Here is a 17,078-nt window from a genome sequence, read left to right on the forward strand (position 1 = left end):
TTTTGAATTGGTTGGAAAGAACAATCGCAACAATCAGCCCAGAATGGGCGTACAAACGTAAGGCATGGCGCTCTGGTATGGATGCTTTGTATGACTCCGGATCGCGTGGCCGACTAAACAGTAATTGGAATCCAGCAGCAACTGCCGATGAAAATAAAATGAGAACTGAAAGGAATCTCATACTCAGTCGTGCGCGGGACCTGGAACGAAACAGTGATGTAGCAGAATCCATTATCGATGCATTCGAGCGCAATGTTGTAGGCGCGGGAATGACCTTGCAAGCCAAGGTCCCAAAAACAGTTGCTGGAGCAGAAGAAATCAATCAGCGAATCGAAAAGCTGTGGAAGGAATTCAGCAAAGCTGAGAACTGCGACATTACCGCGACGCAATCACTTGAAGAGATTCAGGAAATGCTTGTTCGTCGGCATGTTGTTGATGGCGGAATTCTTATCGTTAAGGTGTTTACAGATGACAAGCGTTTTCCTTTCAAATTACAGGTACGAGAAGTGGACGAGTTAGATTCATTAACCACATCATTCGGAGGAAAACGTGTTGTGGATGGGATCGAGATTAATGAATTCGGCCGACCTCTTGCCTATCACTTCAAGAAGTTTGACGGTATCCGGCAACTTCATGGTGAAAGTATCCGTATTGAAGCGGACAAGGTGATCTTTTGGCGCCGAAAAACATCTCCACGTCAAGTGCGGGAACTATCTCGATTGCGTACAGCTATCCCTCGGATCAAGGACGCCAACCAGTTTATTGAAGCGGTATCTGTAAAAGAGCGTGTGCTGGCTTGCTTATCTGTATTCATTAAGAAAGCATCTCCAACCGGATCAATTGGCCGGGGCGTGAATCCTACAGGAAAAAATACGGGTTATGACGGAATGTCGCTTTCGCCCGGGATGATCGGGGAGCTGAATCCCGGTGATGAAGTGCAGACAGTCATCCCATCTGGTCAAGCATCAAACACCAAGGATTTTATCAGTACATTGGTCCGGATGGTTGGTTCCGGTATTGGGTTGAGCTATGAAGCGATATCCCGTGACATGAGTAACGTAAACTATTCCAGTGCTCGACAAGGGCTCATCGAGGACCGTAAAACATACAAAAGAATGCAACGCTCGCTGATAGGAACTGTTCTATCACCAATCTATCTCCAATTTCTGGAGACGATGTTTATGACAGGGCAATTGGATATCCGAGATTTCATGCAAAAGAAGGAGCAATACAGTGCTCACTTATGGATTCCACCAGGAAGTACCTGGATCGACCCAATGAAAGAGGTAAGTGCCAATAGGGTAGCACTGGAATCCAATCAAGATACGCTCGCCCGAATTTGTGCAGAAAGGGGTGAGGACTGGCGTGAGGTAGTAATGCAGCGTATCGAAGAAATAAAATTGATTCAAGAATTGACGGGAGGAGTAGCAAGTGGGGAGAATAATGCTTCCGACGGTGCTGACAAGAAACAGCAGCCCGACGAATAACCTGCTTACGCGAACATTGACGCTCGATCGTTCCACGATTAATGAGAATGACCGGACGGTTGAGCTATCTTTCAGCTCAGAGGCACCTTATGAACGATATTTCGGCCAGGAGGTCCTGAGCCATGATCCAGACGCCATCGACCTGGCGAGACTCCAGGAAGTTGGCGTTTTGTTGTTTGCACATGGTCGAGATGCGCGATATGGAAAGCTCCCGATCGGCTCTATCGAAAAGGTTTGGCTCGACCAGTCGCAGCGAAAAGCACGGGCGCTCGTGAAATTCGACGATGACGAAGAGAGCGACAAGATTTTCCAGAAGGTTAACAAGGGCATGATCAAAGGCGTGTCCGTTGGCTATTCGGTGAGCTCGTGGGAGGAGGTCAAAGCAGGTAAATCATCTGCTAATGGCCGTCACACAGGCCCGGCTTACGTCGCATTGAAGTGGCAACCTTTTGAAATTAGCATCGAGCCAACTCCGGCAGATCCGTCAGTTGGTGTTGGAAGAACTTTTGAACAGGAGGATTTTAATATGCATGGTTTGAAACGATTGGCTTTGCAAGCACAAGGATACATGGTCCCGGATACTGGGTTGCCAGGTGGAGGAGCGGCACCTACACCAGAGCCTGCAACACGTGCAGCAGCTCCGCAAGCACCACCTGCAGTAAACGTAGAGGATCTACAGCGTCAGGCAGCAGAGGCAGAACGTGCTCGAGTAACAGAGATTACTCAGCTTTGCCGGACTTTTGGCATGGAAGGCGATGAATTTATCCGCACCGGGGCAACGGTTCAGGCTGTAAAGGATGCCATTTTGCAGAAGCAAATCAGCGCTAACCAGCCGCAAGCCACCTCGGTGGTTGTCCAAACCGAAGAAGCGGATAAATTCCGTGCTGCTGCCTCAGACGCCTTGCTCATGCGTGCTGGCCGCCACGTTGAGAAGCCTGCAGCGGGTGCTATGGAACTTCGCAGCTTGCGTTTACGCGACGTCGCAATCGAGTGCTTGCAACGAGCTGGAGAATCCGGGGCACACCTGTTGCGGGATGAGGATCTGCTCAAACGTGCGTTGAGTCCTGACAGTACGTTCCAAGGCATTGTATCTAACGCGGTCAACAAAACACTTTCTCAGGTGTATCAGGAAGCACCAACAACATTCCAACTGTGGACGAGCCGGGGCTCAAATCCTGATTTCAAGGCGGCTGAACACTACCGGATCAGCGAGGCGGGCAACTTGGAGCGTACGCCGCAAAATGACCCTATTCCGTATGACACCGCAATGAAAGACGAGAAGGTAACTAAAGCCGTACTCACGTACAGCAAGCGTTGGGGCTTCACACGAGAGGCATTTATCAATGACGATCTTTCCATGCTGTCTCGTGTTCCTGCTGCTTATGTCATGGCCGCAAAACGTGGTATTAACCAACTCGTCTATAAAATGCTGGCCACCAATCCTGCTATTTTCGACGCCAAACCACTCTTCCATGCGGATCACAAGAACCTAGGGACGGCAGGAGTAATCGGCAAGGAAACAATGAGCGAAGCTCGCTTGAAAATGCGGACTCAGAAAGACCAACGTGGTATTGCAACTCTGAACATTTCTCCGAAATTCTTGCTCGTTCCAGCAGCGTTAGAAACCGATGCGGCGCAATTCATGCGTTCCGAGTCTGATCTGAGCAGCAACAACAGCGGCGTGGCCAACGTCTTCCGCAATTCCTACACAGTGATTGTGGACGCAGAGCTGGACGCACACAGCGCAGACGCTTGGTATCTTGCAGCCGATCAAAACATTGCCGATACGGTAGAGGTTACGTACCTGCGAGGACAAGAGGAGCCAACCCTGGAAACAGACATCCCGTTTGATCGCCTTGGTATGGACTTCCGAATCTATTTCGATTATGGGGTTACTGTCTTGGATTACCGTGGACTCTATAAAAACCCTGGTAAGGTGACACCATGATAGTAGTCAATCCAGTAAATTTCGCCGGACGGTTGTTTATGCCAGGGGAGAGCGTAAAAGGCGAGCTCCCCCTTGATGTGATCGAGCAGCTGAAAGAAAACGGGTTTCTATCTGATCAACCCGAGGAGGTTTCCGCCGAGAATGAAGACTCTCTTAAACAGGATTCCCCTACTGCAGAAGACGTTCTGGAGCTCGATTATCCTACCGCAGAAGAGTTCAGCAAGCTGAAAGCTGACGAACAAAAGGCGCTTCTGGCTCGCTTGAACATTGAACCAGCACCCAAGGAAGAGCAGCGAGTTGAGCAATACAAAACCTGGCTTGCCAAGAGGGAAGAGGGAGCCGACAATGCTGAACTTTAAGGAGCTTGTGGCCCAAGATATTGCCGTTTTTATGAATCCGGACGAATTCGGCGAACTTCATAACGTAGATGGTAGGGAACTTCTGATCGTCTTTGACAAAGATGCTACAACAGGAAGACAGCGGAAGGGATCCACTGACTACTACAGCATGTCTGAAGGTATCTACACTGGTACGATAAAAGTGTATGCCTATGCTTCTGATTTTCCTGTTGTCCCCATGGCAGATTCTCATATGAGAATTGATGGGGAATTGTATCGAGTGGTCGATTGCGATAATCAAATGGGTGTCCTGGTGATTGACCTGGAGGGCAATCAGACATGATTGAGTTCACAGCTGAACAGATTGAAAAAGCGGAGCGTCTTTTGCAGCATATCCCTGGTGGAGCTCAAAAGGCGCTTTCTCGCGCTATGAATAGGGCAGTTGATTCCGCCAAAACGGAAGCGTCACGAAAGGCCAGGGAGACTTACCATATCAGACATAAAGATGTGCTAGATACAATCAAAGTGTCAAAGGCGAGTCCGTCAAATCTGAATGCTGTGATAGTCTCCCGAGGGTATGTTTTCGCTCTTACCAAGTTTCAGGTTAATCCGAAAAAGCCCCAGCCAAAGCGGAAGAAAGAAATTGTTGTTCGCGTCAAACGCGGCGAGGGTGGCCCTATCAAAAAAGCCTTTGTAACACAGTTGAAGAGTGGCCATCTCGGTGTGTTCAAGCGGGCTGGCAAGGCTCGATTCCCCATTGAGCAGTTGTATGGTCCCTCTGTTCCGCAAATGCTTGGCAACGTAAAAGTTACCGACGCTGTGGAACAGAGAGCAACTGCTGTCATGGATGAGCGCCTGGAGCATGAAATAAACCGTCTTTTGGAGGGCCAGACATGAATGCAATTGCATTGACACCAAATGACATGATCGACATCCTGGCATCACGAATTAAAGAGATAGTCAGGGACTTACGCTTAGAAACAAAAGTAGAGGGTCTGAGAAAGGCACCAGACGTTTACACCGGATATCTTGGCAAGCGATACACGGCCAATCCGAATGCTGGTCCCGAAGTTCCTTGGATCATCGTGCGCTACTTGGATTCAGACGATGAGGATGGTGGATGCCTAGCTAATGTCCGAATTATTGTCTGCACCTATAGCAATGACGATGAAAACGGTTGGCGCGACCCGATGAATGTTTTGACAAGAATCAAGCAACAACTACTGGCCCATCCACTTATCGGAGGGCCTTTTGAAGTTCGAAGGCCATTTCAAGATGAGTTGCTAGAGGAGCAACCTTTTCCAGAATGGATAGCGGGGATGACTCTGAAAGTAACCATGCCACAAGTACACGAAGAATGGAGTGAGTGAGTTGGCAAAAAATCAGAAGCAAGAGGGAGATCAAAAAAAGGCCGCAGACTCGAATAACACCCTCATCTATTGCGGCCCAAACCTGCCAAAAATGGGTTTAATGCATGCCACCAGTTACATTGGTGGGTTACCAAAACAGCTTGAGCCACACACTGAAAAGTGCCCTGCCATTCAACTTCTATGTGTTCCTACGGAAAGCTTAGCAAATACTCTGTCGGCTATTCGAATTCAAGGGACGGCGCAACACACATGGAACGAAGAAATCAAGTCTTACGCGAAGGGAAGCGGTGAATAATGGCTTACAAACATGGGGTCACCATATCCGAAAATCCCACTTCCATTATCTCTCCGGTTCGTGTGTCAGCGGGTCTCCCAGTGGTTTTTGGTACAGCACCAGTCAACCTGGCTGAGTCACAAGAGTTTGTAAACAAGCCGTTCCTTGCTTACACGTATCAAGAAGCAGTAAAGGGAATCGGTTACTCTTCTGACTGGAAAAATTACTCCTTATGTGAGTTCATGAAAAGCCACTTTCAGTTGTTTAATGTGGCTCCAGTAGTCTTTGTAAATGTTTTAGACCCTGCGAAGCACAAAAAAGAGGTAACAGACAGCACGGTTACGTTGATCAAAGGAGCAGCTAAGATTGAACAGGATGGGATTATGCTTGGAAGTCTTACTGTCAAGTTAACAGCTGCAGGAGAGCCCTTGAAAAAGAATGTGGACTACACAGCCGCATTTGACAGCGCGGGAAAGGTTGTTTTAACTGCTATCCCAGGCAGTGCAATACCAGACGGTCATCCGAGCCTCGCTGTCTCCTTTACGCATCTTGATCCATCAGCAGTGACCAAAACAGACCTAATCGGAGGCGTTGACGTAGCAACCGGAAAATACACCGGACTTGAGTTGATCAACCAGGTGTTCCCGATGTTCCGCCTTGTCCCTGGTCAAATCCTTGCTCCTGGTTGGAGCCACGATCCAGTGGTTGCTGCGATTATGAAAGCGAAATCTGGAAACATAAACGGGCTGTTCAAAGCTATTTCCGTGACGGACGTTGACTCTTCTGCAACGGGTGCCGATCGCTACACAGAGGTACCTGCATGGAAAAACGACAACAATTACACCGATCCTCTACAGGTGGTTTGCTGGCCAAAAGTAAAACTGGGTGATGAGATTTATCACTTGTCTACGCAGACTGCGGGTTTGATTTGCAAGGTAGATGCAAAGAATGATGACCTTCCATACGAGTCACCATCCAACAAAGCCCTACAAGCAATTGGCCTTGTCAATGATGCAGGGGAAGAGGTAGTGCTTGGCCAAGAGCAAGCAAGCTATCTAAATGGCCAAGGCATCATGACAGCCCTAAATTGGACTGGTGGGTGGATGCTCTGGGGCAACCGCACTGCGGCTTACCCTGGTATCACGGATGTGAAAGATTCTTTCATCCCTGTCCGTAGGTCATTCAACTGGGTAGCCAACACGATCATCTTGACGTATTGGCAGAAGGTCGATAACCCTATGAATCGTCGTCTGATCGATACTGTGATTGATTCAATGAACATCTGGTTAAATGGATTAGCTGCACGAGGCGCGCTACTTGGGGGACGCATTGAGTTTCGAGAAGAAGACAATCCAACGACGGACTTGCTTGACGGTATCGTTCGTTTCCGTGTTTTCTTAGCTTCCCCAACACCGGGCGAGGTTCTGGAGTTCCAATTGGAATACGATGTAAGTTACATGAGCACGCTGTTTGCGGCTTAAATCAGGAGGTGAATCACATTGGCGGGAGTAAACACAATCCCAGAAAGACTAACTAATTTCCGGGTGTATAAGGACGGTTCCAATGATTTGAAGGGGGTAGCGGACATTCAGCTGCCCTCTTTTGAATTCATGACGGATACAGTCAAGGGCGCTGGAATTATGGGAGAGTACGAAGCACGTACCATAGGGCACCTTCAAAGTATGAAATTGACGATCAATTGGCGAACGATTGTCAAAGATATGTTAAGCATGCTCGGAGGGGAACAACGAATTGATTGTCGTGGTGCCTTTCAGGAGTACGATGCCGGAAAAGGAACACAAGTTACAACATCTGTTCGTGTCGTTGTCCAAGGTCAGACAACGAAAGTCGATCCTGGTAAATACGAGGTAGGGAGTTCGACTGATGGTTCAACGGAAATCGAAGTTCTTTACCTAAAAATTGATATAAATGGTCGCACAGTTGTTGAGATCGACAAAATGAATTTTGTCTTTGTGGTTGATGGTAAAGACTTGCAAGCGGATATAAGAAAAGCCTTAGGTATGTAACTCATTCAAAAGCGCTCGCTGATATATGCGGGCGCTTATTCATGCAAAGGAGCGATTTTACAATGGAGATCAAACTTATCGAGCCTCTTATGAAAGATGGAAATTCTATCGAGGAATTGTCTTTGAATCTTAATAAGCTGACAGGTCGAGACATGATCGACGCAGAGGAAGAAGCAAGAGCGCTGGGTGATAACACATTCCACCCATTGAATGGTCAAAAAGGTCTAGCTGTTATCGCAGCAAAAGCAACAGGACTGCTAGTGGATGACATCCTATCCCTTGCTGCCCCTGATTTTCTCATTGTTACAAATACGGTGAACAATTTTTTGTTCGCATGGGGCTTGGCGGCCGGGATGCAATCGAGAGACTAATGCTGGCTGCGTTATACATGACCAGATTTGACTCGTTGCATGAATGGCTGAACATGCCCATTCAACAATTTTATAGGTGGCTGGAAACAGTAGAGAAAGCCAGCGGAAAAGGGGGATAAGGATGGCTCGAAAGGTTCACGAGATAGCTTTTCAGATTGCAAGTAAATTGAAAGGCAACTTCACTACTCCCTTTTCCCAAGCATCTACGAAAATCCAGTTGCTCAAACATGATATTAACGATCTAAACCAGCAGTATAAAAAAGGGAACATCACAGCTGATCAGTTTGCTGAAAGACATGCTTACCTCTCTCGAAAGCTTCAAACTGCACAACAACAACTGAAGCAGTACAACCAATCGCTACACCAGACACAGAAAATGTGGAGCAGTCCAGCATTCGGGAACATGATGGCAAGAGGCGGGGCCTTGGCCCTTGGAGGAATTGGAGCAGGCGCAATCGGAGCTGGTTTTCTAGCAGGAGCCTCTTTGAAAAAGGCAATGTCTTACGAGCAGCAGCTATCTTCCATTCAAGCTCTTGGCAACATTACTGCTGAGGAAATGAAGCAAATAGACGCTCTAGCCATGAGGATGGGTGCCTCAACTAAATACTCGTCACTCCAAGCGGCGCAGGGGATTGAAGAACTGTTAAAGAGCGGTTTTACTCCTGCAGCTGTACAAGCTGGCGGCTTAGAAGCTGCCCTCAACTTGGCGACAGCGGGGGGACTAGAGTTAGCAGACGCAGCCACTATCATGGCAGACGGTCTAAACGGATTCAAAAAAGACGGCATGACAGCGGCAGACGTAGCAAACATTCTTGCTGGTGCAGCTAATGCGTCTTCTACTAATGTCGAACAACTAAAATTTGGTCTTGCTGCCGTAGGCCCTGTAGCAGATGGCATTGGCGTGAGCTTCAAGGAAACAAATGCAGTACTGGCAGCCTTCTCGAACAATGCCTTAAAGGGATCAGATGCAGGTACATCCTTAAAGACATTCTTGGCGAATGTACAACCCAATACTAAAAAATCCGGTGAATTATTCCGAAAGTATGGGCTGATTACAGCAAAAGGAACCAATATTTTATTTGATGCTAACGGACAGCTAAAAGATATGGCTGAGGTTTCAGGCATTCTGCAGGAAAAATTCAAGAAGCTCAATGACCAACAGCGGTCAGCTGCTTTCTTTGAAATGTTTGGATCTGACGCTGTGCGTGCAGCGAACATCCTCTACAAAGAGGGCTCCACGGGAATCCAGAAGATGTATGAGGACATGAGCAAGACCACAGCCTTGGACGTAGCCAAGAAGAAGATGGACAACGCTGCAGGCGCAGTAGAGCAGTTCCAGGGAGCCATGGAAACCTTACAGATTTCCGCGCTAAAACCTACACTGCCCTTGATAAAAGATATTGTCCTACTGTTTGCGGACCTAGCAGAACGATATACACCACTGTTAACGGAGAAGATGGAGTCTCTGTCACAGACGATGCGAAAATATCTTGATCCGTACCTCAACGACATCAAGAATGTCAAAGTGGAAACGCAAGCGGAGTTTAAGTTCAAGCAATCGGAGCTCATGCATGAGCAGCCCGAAGTGCCTACCATCAGCCAAACGGTAGAGTTGATGTGGGACGATGCCATGGCAAGCTTTAATCAGTGGCTAAGTAACGGTGGCCAGCAACAAATAAATGAAGTTTCTTCCACAATTATTGGTACTTTGTCCAAAGCTATTGAACACGCAATGCCGATGATTGCCCCAGTTGCAGTAAAGATAGGAGCTGCCATTGGTACAGGCATTATCGAAGGTTTTACCCAATCCATGGAAGGTTCTATGAATCAAATAGCAGGTGATACATGGGGTCCGGTGATTACTTCCGGAATAAACAGTGCCCTTCCAGCCTTAGGTGCATCCAAGAAGAGTGCAGAGCTCTGGGATTACTTAGTTGGTGGAGAGGAGAAAAAAAGCCACTATAGTGGGTTGAATCGTGTTCCCTATAACGGTTACCGCCCCACCACTCATAAGGATGAAATGATTGTCCCTGCAGGTCCAGCGGAGACATTAAGGAAATACGGTCTCCCTAATGCAATTAGAATGCTTGAACAAGAAGATACTTCATCACCCTTCTATAAAGTCAGCCAATCTGGAATTGGTAGCAGAGAGTCTTTCCAGCTCACCTATGCGCCAGTGATTCAATCCGGAAATCCTTCAGAGATCGAACAGATTCTTAGAGAAGATAAAAAGAATCTGGAGCAGCAGCTAAAAGATTCTGGCTTTCAGCAAAGGAGGGTCTCGTTTGCAAACTAGAACCTATACAACTATACAAGGTGATATGTGGGACACGATTGCCTATCGTGTATTTGGGAACGAGTACCTGATGACCGAGTTGATTGACGCGAATCCATCCCATCGTAACATCGTGCTATTCCCTGCAGGGGTCGTCTTAACCATCCCAGAGATTGCAGATCCGGAACCTGATAACCTTCCACCATGGAAACGAGGCGAGAGCTCATGAAAGCAAGGCGTGCCAAATTGCAGGTTATTTATGACAATCATGATATTACAGCAGACCTGCATCCACATCTGATTAGTTGGACACATACGGACAATTTGAGCGGACAAGCAGACGATCTTCAGATCACGGTCGAAGATAAAGAGCGGAAGTGGAGCGGACCATGGATGCCCGAAGAAGGTGCTGTTCTCCGGGCAAAGGTGATCCGTGAAAATTGGGAACAAGACGGTAAGACAGATTATCTGTCACTGGGACAGTTTGAGATTGATGGAATTGAAATCAGTTTTCCACCATCTGCTGTAACGATCAAGGCCATTTCCGTCCCTGAGTCTTCCTCCCTGCGTGGAGAACCAAAGAATCGAGCTTGGGAGAAAACGAAGCTATCTGTGATTGCTGGAGACAAAGCAAAAAAGTCTGGACTCAAGCTTTTCTTTGACGCTGAAGATGTGGAATATGATCGGATCGAGCAAACAGAAGAGACGGACCTGGTCTTCCTGATGCGTTTATGTAACGATGCGGGGCTGTGCCTAAAGATCACGGACAAGCAGCTGGTCATCTTTGACGAAGAAAAGTACGAGTCACGACCAGCAATTGACACGATAAAGAGGGACGCCCCATCGATCAAGAGTTTCCGAACAAGATTAACTACGCAAGGTGCTTATCGGGCTTGCCGAGTGGAATATCAAAGCCCAAAGAAAAAGAAAAAAGTATCGTACACATACACGCCTCCTAGCGCCCCGAAAACAGGCCGGACATTGTACGTCAATCAGCGTGTAACATCCATAGGCGAGGCGCAACGCCTTGCTCGAAAAAAGCTGCGTGAAGCCAATAAAGACACGTCCGTAGCATCTGTGGTAATGATCGCTAATAACGTTTATGTCGCGGGTCATACAGTGAATCTGAAAGACTTCGGACAGAGAATCGATGGGAAGTACATCATTACACAGATCACCCGGAGCCAGGGCAGCGGATATGAAATGGCGATGGAGCTGCGAAGATGTCTGGAGGGATACTGATGAGCTCAATGATTATGAATGCGATTCAATCGATTCTGAAGAATATTATCCGCGTGGGTATTGTCTCATCGGTTGACTATCGTAAAGGGACGGCAAAGGTAGCGTTTGAGGACCGTGACAATCTCGTCTCATATGATCTGGATGTCCTGGTTAAAAACTCGTTTCGAAATAAGGACTATTGGCTTCCTGATCCAGAAGAACAGGTCCTTTGTTTGTTTCTACCTATCGGAAATGCACAGGGGTTTATTTTAGGGTCGCTTTATTCCCTGGAAGATAAACTTCCGATTAAGAATGAAAACAAGCGACATATCCGGTTTGGAGACGGTACGTTTATTGACTACGACCGCGAAACGCATACCCTTACTATCGATTTCCTTCATCCAGAAGGTGGACATATCGTGATCAATAATGCAACAGTAACGTATAACCAAACGACACAACGAGGTGAACCAGAATGGCGCTCATCGGAAGTTTTGGAGACATAATATTTGAAGTCTCGTCTGAACGCATCCGGACTTTTGATGACTTCTCACGATCCATTTCGAGCAGATGGGCGAAGCATGACCGACAGCAGCAGAAAGCGATTAGCGAATTCCTCGGCCCTGAATTGGATGAGATATCTTTCACCATGCGTTTTGATGCTTCCCATGGGGTTAACCCGAAAATGGAAATGGACAGGGTTTTGGAGATGTGCCGATCTGGTCAAGCTGAAACCTTAATTGTGGGAGATACGCCACTCGGGATGGACCAGTGGATCGTCAAATCATGCAAGCAAGGCTGGCAGCGTTTTGATGGAAAAGGAAGGCTACTGGTTGGCAATCTGGATGTCACCTTGGAAGAGTACATGAGGAGGTGAGCGCACTGGAATACGAGGTTACGATGGACTTTCAAAAGATTGATTTCGGGGCAACTGGCATAAAGGCTATCTTGCAGAACATCAGCTTTATCTTGAGCACAGTAGTCTTCTCCTGCCCGTTAGACCGTGCATTTGCTTGGAGCCCGGATGTAGATGCCCCATTGCCAATTGCTCAGGCTCGAACCCGCGCAAAAATCATGGAAGCGATCCGTACTTACGAGCCGAGGGCTGAAGTGACGCGGATCACCTTTCAGGGAAACGAACTGGAAGGACAACTAAAACCAATCGTGAAAGTGAGGATACGCGATGACACGCCTTAATCTACCTGACATCCAGTTTGCTCAAAAGTCGGCCGAACAGATCGAAGCGGAAGTCGTTGCGAGATTCGAAGAAAAGGCAAACGTAACGCTTACGAAAGCTGATCCGAGACGTAAATTTATCCAGTCATTTGTCTATTTGTTAGCCTTACAACGGTCGAACATAGACTACAGTGCAAAGCAAAACTTACTTGCTTATGCTCAAAATAATAAGCTGGATCATCTTGGAGCCTTTGTGGATACACCAAGACTGGAACCTGCTTTTTCAAAAACAACAGAACGTTTCCATCTTTCTGTTACTCAAGCCCAAACAATACCTACCGGAACCCGTGTAAGCGCAGGAGACGGTATTTTTTTTGCTGTAGAGAAGGATGTGCCCGTTCCAGTCGGTAAGACCTATGTGGATGTTGAAGTGATATGCACACAAGTAGGAAGCATTGGAAATGGTTATTTACCTGGGCAAATCAATCAACTGGTAGATCCGATTCAATGGATTCAATCAGTAGAAAACATCACCGAGAGTGAAGGAGGTTCAGATGTGGAAGAAGATGATCCGTATGCAGAACGAATCCAGCAGGCTCCTGAAAAGTTTTCTGTTGCTGGACCCGATGGAGCCTACAAATACTGGGCGAGATCGGCTAGTCCTTTGATTGTGGACGTTTCAGTTGAGAGCCCTGCCCCAGTCGTAGTGGAGATTCGGCCTCTTTTAAAAGGCGGGGAAATACCAGGACAGGAGATACTCGACCTCGTAAATCAGGTGTGCAACAACAGAAACATTCGGCCTCTCACAGATCATGTCAAGGTGCTGGCTCCAGAGCCGATAACCTACGACATATCCCTAACCTACTGGATTCGTACATCAGAAAGCAGCGTAGCTGCGTCAATTAGGCAAAAGGTGGAGCAAGCAATCCAAGATTATAAGGTTTGGCAGAAGTCCAAGCTTGGCCGCGATATCGACCCGACAGAGTTAATCACACGGATTAAAAACGCAGGAGCAAAGCGAGTGGCGGTTGTAACACCAGTTTATAAAGCAGTTGCAGCCCATCAAGTGGCTGTTGACCTTAACACGACAGTAACTTATGGAGGGTTGGAAGATGATTGATATTTTCAATGTTTCCCTATCAGACATCCTCCCTGAGAGCTTGAAACGAGATCCTGACTCTGTATTCATAGCCGAGGCTCTTACACCTGAGTTTCAGGAGGTTTCCATAGCTATAAAACTAACAGAGATTATGTCCGGGATTGATGAACATCCTGAAGAAGTGATTGACCTTTTAGCTTGGCAGTTCCACGTCGATTTTTACGATCCCGATTTGCCTTTGGAAACGCGCCGCGAACTGGTAAAGAACAGCTTAACATGGCACAGAAGGAAAGGGACTCCTGCTGCTGTGGAAGAGTTGATATCCACGGTATTTGGAGATGGACGAGTCGAAGAGTGGTTTGAATATGGCGGGCAACCTGGCTATTTCAAGGTGATTACGAATAATCGGGACGTAACGACGGAGCAAGCACTCATGTTTACGCGGGCGCTCAATTCCGTAAAGAACACTCGCTCATGGCTTGAGAAAATCGAGATATCACAAGTAGAGGAACATAACCTTTACTTTGCTGGCATCATTCACATGGGCGATAAGATTACAGTAAAGCAGGTGACATAGATGGGTGCTTTTGGCGGTATGACCCTGACGAACAAAGGCAGGAATTTGATAGCAAAAGCTCAGACGGGTATAGAGCTAAAGTATACCCGTTTTGGCATTGGTGATGGAGAGCTAGGCGGACAAAGTATTGTGGACCTGAATGCCTTGATTAGTCAAAAACAGTCTCTTGGGATTGCCAAGCTGAAACTACAACCTGGTGGCAAAGCTGTGGTCGGCACAGTCATCAGCAACAAAGACATCACGACAGGCTTTTATTTCCGTGAAGTTGGTTTATTTGCTCAAGATCCTGTCGAGGGCGAAATTTTGTTTTGCTACGCAAACTGCGGCCCTACGGCTGAGTACATCCCGGTTGGTGGCGGTCCTGATGTCTTAGAAAAGACATTCGATATCATTGCCATATTCGGAAATGCCCAAAACGTCAGTGCTGTCTTGGATAGCTCTCTGATTTGGGAAACGCCTGAAGGAGCTCAGGACAAAGTGAACGTCCACGCAAACAGGCAAGACAATCCGCATAAGGTAACGGCAGAACAGGTAGGGGCTGCTAAAGCAGACCACACCCATAATAACGCTACGACATCGTTGCCCGGATTTATGAGTGTGTCAGACAAGATCAAGCTAGATAGCATACAAAAGGACGCAATCAACAAAGGAACTGCTGATACCTTGTATGCTCCTTTTAATCATGTGGGAGCAGGTGGCAGTGCTCATGCACGGGCGACAGCAACAGCTGATGGTTTTATGTCCTCAGAGGATAAAGATAGCAATCAGTCTTTTAGGAAATACCGTAGCGGCTTTGACTCAGCCGCCCAGGTTTATACAACTGTGGAGTACAAACGAAAAGATGGTACGCTGTTTATGCGATCAGTATTGTCGAGTAAGGTAGGGGACAACTACACGGTCGATACACGAACCTTTTATGGGACTAATGGAACGACTGTCAGACGGACAGAAGTGTGGGACATTACCTACGATGCTCAACGAAACCCAGTAAACGAGGTGCTTCGATGAATAATTTTGGTGATGTACTACGTGATCATGGTATTGGCTTGGGCAAGTATAAGATTGGCGGAAATATCGGGGTATCAAATCTGAACGTGCCTCATGTGTTGTTTACTTTTGGGGAAGAGGCATCATGGGTGAGAGCGGTAGACTCGTTGGGGAATCTTTATATTTCTGACGGATCTTCCAGCGGCAATAACCTGATTAAGTACGACTCTCAACTCAATCAAATTTGGAAAGCGAGAATATACCCTACAGGGGCGCTCAATCATCCTAGTATTATGCGAGTAGTAATGGGCAAAGACGATACTCCGTGGGTGCAGTTGGATTTTCAAAAAACAGATTTCAAATATTACATTGGTTTTTTCAAAATCAATAAATATACAGGGGCTATTGAGGCTGGAATTGACTTTCAAATCGGGCAAACAGATAGCAATTTATGGAATTTCACGGTCGATCAGTTAACGGCAGATGTCATCTATATAGCAGAGGTTAAACGGTCGGCATCAACCTCAGAAATCAGGAAAACGATTTTACCGAGTAAAACTGTCGAATGGACGTACCAATTGGGGACGACTTCCGTTTATGGTGCTCCTTCGCTGATTGCCCATGCAAACGGATCATTATATGTTGCTGCCCCAACCGGGTATCTTCACCGCATCAACACATCAAGTGCAACGGATTACTACAAAAGAGCAATGCCTCTTGGCAGTGGGTTTGCTGTCGATACGGAGGGAAATGCGTATACGAGCGGGTACGACTCACGTCACAGAATCGAATCAGTCAGCCTCAGTGGAGGTTACCGCTGGGGTTACACATCCAGTGTGAAAACGGAATCCATTGCAGTATCTAGGGACAGTAAGTACGTGTACTCGACATCGGCCGAAGGTGGGTACGTTGGAATGGACAGGTTAGAAAAGCTTGATGCAGCAACTGGAGCACTCTTGAAAGTAATCAGACCTGATGGTAGAAAATACGATCTTGTAACATCTCCAAACGGAGATGTATATATGACTAGCAGCAACATCGGTGTGTCTACGCCCAATTGTTTGCGTGAAACGTTTAAAATTCTTAATTAAGGGAAGTGAACAGCGTGAAATACGTGGAGTTTATCACCGAATCGAGTTTGCGAGCTAAAGTGGTGTTTATCCATTCAGTCCCTTTTGATCCGATCAACGGATTACAAAAAAGCGAGAAAGAATTGCTTGAAACGGGTGTACTCGTGGAAGAAATACCTGCCGCAAGTTACCAGCCGGGCAAGGATGCGTTGTTGTATATCGACCCGACTACAAAGAAGTTGTGGTACGAATATGTAGATATACTAGTCGATACAACTACTGATGATGAACTAAAGACGGTTGTTGAACAACAAAAAGCAGCACTAACAGATGCACACGATGCCATCGCTTATCAGGGCGAGGAAATTCTGCTGCTTAAACAAGAAGTCGAAGCCCTAAAAGGAGGACAATCCTAATGGTAAAGGATTACATGGTCAAGGTGTATGCCTTTCTGATTGAAACAAAACGCCGTGATATTAAGTCACTCCCAGAGGAGTACAAGGTTCCTGTTGCGGAGTATCTTGTTCAGCAAATCGAAAAACCTACAGTTTAAACGCCCTTCTCTAAATCCGAAGTGGCGTTTTTCATGGGGAGCTGTATCTACTTCGAGACTTTACCAATACCTGAATCGTATTACTTTCAAGATAGATTCAGGGGGGATAATGCATGTATGAATTTGGTGCTGTACAATTGGAGTGGGACTGGATAGGTTTACTATCGTCCATCCTATTCGTTGGGCTACCTGTTGGTGTAATCACTTATTTGGCCATACGATCTGGATTCAAGAAAAAGATACATGAATTAGAAAAACGGATAGAAAAACTCGAACAACAAGACTCAACAAAATGAGGATATCGG

23 protein-coding genes are annotated in these 17,078 nt (G+C 46.9%); all 23 read left to right on the forward strand.

From position 1 onward, the window contains the following. The first annotated feature begins 2 nt into the window (after positions 1-2). The 23 genes from ACKKE8_RS01680 (at position 3) to ACKKE8_RS01790 (ending at position 17,069) form a co-directional block, all read left to right on the forward strand. Entirely contained in the window at positions 3-1,487 is a 1,485-nt protein-coding gene (locus ACKKE8_RS01680; protein WP_409176653.1) for a phage portal protein, read from the forward strand. Then, positions 1,432-3,435 (forward strand): prohead protease/major capsid protein fusion protein, encoded by a 2,004-nt coding sequence (locus ACKKE8_RS01685; protein WP_409176654.1) that lies wholly within the window; start codon positions 1,432-1,434, stop codon positions 3,433-3,435. The genes ACKKE8_RS01680 and ACKKE8_RS01685 overlap by 56 nt, the downstream gene beginning before the upstream one ends. Further along, positions 3,432-3,794, forward strand: a complete 363-nt coding sequence (locus ACKKE8_RS01690; protein WP_409176655.1) for a hypothetical protein — start codon at positions 3,432-3,434, stop codon at positions 3,792-3,794. The genes ACKKE8_RS01685 and ACKKE8_RS01690 overlap by 4 nt, the downstream gene beginning before the upstream one ends. Then, complete coding sequence (locus ACKKE8_RS01695; protein ID WP_409176656.1) at positions 3,781-4,116, forward strand: hypothetical protein; 336 nt, start codon at positions 3,781-3,783, stop codon at positions 4,114-4,116. The genes ACKKE8_RS01690 and ACKKE8_RS01695 overlap by 14 nt, the downstream gene beginning before the upstream one ends. Further along, the gene (locus ACKKE8_RS01700) at positions 4,113-4,670 is read left to right on the forward strand and encodes a phage tail protein (protein ID WP_409176657.1); all 558 of its coding nucleotides are present in this window, start codon (positions 4,113-4,115) and stop codon (positions 4,668-4,670) included. The genes ACKKE8_RS01695 and ACKKE8_RS01700 overlap by 4 nt, the downstream gene beginning before the upstream one ends. Continuing rightward, positions 4,667-5,143, forward strand: a complete 477-nt coding sequence (locus tag ACKKE8_RS01705) for a hypothetical protein (RefSeq protein WP_409176658.1) — start codon at positions 4,667-4,669, stop codon at positions 5,141-5,143. Before ACKKE8_RS01700 ends, ACKKE8_RS01705 begins: the two co-directional genes overlap by 4 nt. Position 5,144: 1 nt before the next feature. After that, positions 5,145-5,438 (forward strand): hypothetical protein, encoded by a 294-nt coding sequence (locus ACKKE8_RS01710; RefSeq protein WP_409176659.1) that lies wholly within the window; start codon positions 5,145-5,147, stop codon positions 5,436-5,438. Further along, positions 5,438-6,898, forward strand: a complete 1,461-nt coding sequence (locus ACKKE8_RS01715) for a phage tail sheath family protein (protein WP_409176660.1) — start codon at positions 5,438-5,440, stop codon at positions 6,896-6,898. Before ACKKE8_RS01710 ends, ACKKE8_RS01715 begins: the two co-directional genes overlap by 1 nt. An 18-nt stretch (positions 6,899-6,916) precedes the next feature. After that, a complete protein-coding gene (locus ACKKE8_RS01720; protein WP_409176661.1) occupies positions 6,917-7,444 on the forward strand; it encodes a phage major tail tube protein in 528 nt (175 codons plus the stop codon). A gap of 62 nt (positions 7,445-7,506) precedes the next feature. Next, complete coding sequence (locus ACKKE8_RS01725) at positions 7,507-7,815, forward strand: phage tail assembly protein (protein ID WP_409176662.1); 309 nt, start codon at positions 7,507-7,509, stop codon at positions 7,813-7,815. 121 nt (positions 7,816-7,936) lie between these two features. Continuing rightward, the gene (locus tag ACKKE8_RS01730; RefSeq protein WP_409176663.1) at positions 7,937-10,111 is read left to right on the forward strand and encodes a phage tail tape measure protein; all 2,175 of its coding nucleotides are present in this window, start codon (positions 7,937-7,939) and stop codon (positions 10,109-10,111) included. After that, a complete protein-coding gene (locus tag ACKKE8_RS01735; RefSeq protein WP_409176664.1) occupies positions 10,101-10,319 on the forward strand; it encodes a tail protein X in 219 nt (72 codons plus the stop codon). The genes ACKKE8_RS01730 and ACKKE8_RS01735 overlap by 11 nt, the downstream gene beginning before the upstream one ends. Further along, positions 10,316-11,332 (forward strand): phage late control D family protein, encoded by a 1,017-nt coding sequence (locus ACKKE8_RS01740; RefSeq protein WP_409176665.1) that lies wholly within the window; start codon positions 10,316-10,318, stop codon positions 11,330-11,332. Before ACKKE8_RS01735 ends, ACKKE8_RS01740 begins: the two co-directional genes overlap by 4 nt. Next, the gene (locus ACKKE8_RS01745; protein WP_409176666.1) at positions 11,332-11,817 is read left to right on the forward strand and encodes a phage baseplate assembly protein V; all 486 of its coding nucleotides are present in this window, start codon (positions 11,332-11,334) and stop codon (positions 11,815-11,817) included. Before ACKKE8_RS01740 ends, ACKKE8_RS01745 begins: the two co-directional genes overlap by 1 nt. Then, the gene (locus tag ACKKE8_RS01750; protein ID WP_409176667.1) at positions 11,787-12,188 is read left to right on the forward strand and encodes a phage tail protein; all 402 of its coding nucleotides are present in this window, start codon (positions 11,787-11,789) and stop codon (positions 12,186-12,188) included. The genes ACKKE8_RS01745 and ACKKE8_RS01750 overlap by 31 nt, the downstream gene beginning before the upstream one ends. After that, entirely contained in the window at positions 12,185-12,508 is a 324-nt protein-coding gene (locus ACKKE8_RS01755; protein ID WP_409176668.1) for a hypothetical protein, read from the forward strand. Before ACKKE8_RS01750 ends, ACKKE8_RS01755 begins: the two co-directional genes overlap by 4 nt. Then, a complete protein-coding gene (locus tag ACKKE8_RS01760) occupies positions 12,495-13,607 on the forward strand; it encodes a baseplate J/gp47 family protein (protein ID WP_409176669.1) in 1,113 nt (370 codons plus the stop codon). The genes ACKKE8_RS01755 and ACKKE8_RS01760 overlap by 14 nt, the downstream gene beginning before the upstream one ends. After that, positions 13,600-14,163, forward strand: coding sequence for a phage tail protein I (locus ACKKE8_RS01765; RefSeq protein ID WP_409176670.1), 564 nt, complete (start codon positions 13,600-13,602; stop codon positions 14,161-14,163). The genes ACKKE8_RS01760 and ACKKE8_RS01765 overlap by 8 nt, the downstream gene beginning before the upstream one ends. Beyond that, positions 14,164-15,171 (forward strand): phage tail protein, encoded by a 1,008-nt coding sequence (locus tag ACKKE8_RS01770; RefSeq protein ID WP_409176671.1) that lies wholly within the window; start codon positions 14,164-14,166, stop codon positions 15,169-15,171. It begins immediately after the preceding gene. Beyond that, positions 15,168-16,241, forward strand: a complete 1,074-nt coding sequence (locus ACKKE8_RS01775; RefSeq protein WP_409176672.1) for a hypothetical protein — start codon at positions 15,168-15,170, stop codon at positions 16,239-16,241. Before ACKKE8_RS01770 ends, ACKKE8_RS01775 begins: the two co-directional genes overlap by 4 nt. Positions 16,242-16,255: 14 nt before the next feature. After that, on the forward strand, positions 16,256-16,636 hold the full coding sequence (locus tag ACKKE8_RS01780; RefSeq protein WP_409176673.1) for a hypothetical protein: 381 nt from the start codon (positions 16,256-16,258) through the stop codon (positions 16,634-16,636). Next, positions 16,636-16,773, forward strand: coding sequence for a CD1375 family protein (locus tag ACKKE8_RS01785; protein WP_409176674.1), 138 nt, complete (start codon positions 16,636-16,638; stop codon positions 16,771-16,773). Before ACKKE8_RS01780 ends, ACKKE8_RS01785 begins: the two co-directional genes overlap by 1 nt. Positions 16,774-16,886: 113 nt before the next feature. Beyond that, positions 16,887-17,069 carry a hypothetical protein gene (locus ACKKE8_RS01790; protein WP_409176675.1) on the forward strand — a complete coding sequence of 61 codons (183 nt, stop codon included), beginning with the start codon at positions 16,887-16,889 and terminating at the stop codon, positions 17,067-17,069. Positions 17,070-17,078: the final 9 nt, after the last annotated feature.

Source organism: Brevibacillus fortis, from assembly GCF_046196545.1.
GTDB lineage: Bacteria > Bacillota > Bacilli > Brevibacillales > Brevibacillaceae > Brevibacillus > Brevibacillus fortis_A.

Excerpts from the sequence above, each read along its gene's own strand:
- ACKKE8_RS01690 (WP_409176655.1), top strand. The coding sequence starts at position 3,432 with ATGATAGTAGTCAATCCAGTAAATTTCGCCGGACGGTTGTTTATGCCA.
- ACKKE8_RS01695 (WP_409176656.1), top strand. The coding sequence starts at position 3,781 with ATGCTGAACTTTAAGGAGCTTGTGGCCCAAGATATTGCCGTTTTTATG.
- ACKKE8_RS01700 (WP_409176657.1), top strand. The coding sequence starts at position 4,113 with ATGATTGAGTTCACAGCTGAACAGATTGAAAAAGCGGAGCGTCTTTTG.
- ACKKE8_RS01705 (WP_409176658.1), top strand. The coding sequence starts at position 4,667 with ATGAATGCAATTGCATTGACACCAAATGACATGATCGACATCCTGGCA.
- ACKKE8_RS01715 (WP_409176660.1), top strand. The coding sequence starts at position 5,438 with ATGGCTTACAAACATGGGGTCACCATATCCGAAAATCCCACTTCCATT.
- ACKKE8_RS01725 (WP_409176662.1), top strand. The coding sequence starts at position 7,507 with ATGGAGATCAAACTTATCGAGCCTCTTATGAAAGATGGAAATTCTATC.
- ACKKE8_RS01730 (WP_409176663.1), top strand. The coding sequence starts at position 7,937 with ATGGCTCGAAAGGTTCACGAGATAGCTTTTCAGATTGCAAGTAAATTG.
- ACKKE8_RS01740 (WP_409176665.1), top strand. The coding sequence starts at position 10,316 with ATGAAAGCAAGGCGTGCCAAATTGCAGGTTATTTATGACAATCATGAT.
- ACKKE8_RS01745 (WP_409176666.1), top strand. The coding sequence starts at position 11,332 with ATGAGCTCAATGATTATGAATGCGATTCAATCGATTCTGAAGAATATT.
- ACKKE8_RS01750 (WP_409176667.1), top strand. The coding sequence starts at position 11,787 with ATGGCGCTCATCGGAAGTTTTGGAGACATAATATTTGAAGTCTCGTCT.
- ACKKE8_RS01760 (WP_409176669.1), top strand. The coding sequence starts at position 12,495 with ATGACACGCCTTAATCTACCTGACATCCAGTTTGCTCAAAAGTCGGCC.
- ACKKE8_RS01765 (WP_409176670.1), top strand. The coding sequence starts at position 13,600 with ATGATTGATATTTTCAATGTTTCCCTATCAGACATCCTCCCTGAGAGC.
- ACKKE8_RS01770 (WP_409176671.1), top strand. The coding sequence starts at position 14,164 with ATGGGTGCTTTTGGCGGTATGACCCTGACGAACAAAGGCAGGAATTTG.
- ACKKE8_RS01775 (WP_409176672.1), top strand. The coding sequence starts at position 15,168 with ATGAATAATTTTGGTGATGTACTACGTGATCATGGTATTGGCTTGGGC.
- ACKKE8_RS01785 (WP_409176674.1), top strand. The coding sequence starts at position 16,636 with ATGGTAAAGGATTACATGGTCAAGGTGTATGCCTTTCTGATTGAAACA.
- ACKKE8_RS01790 (WP_409176675.1), top strand. The coding sequence starts at position 16,887 with ATGTATGAATTTGGTGCTGTACAATTGGAGTGGGACTGGATAGGTTTA.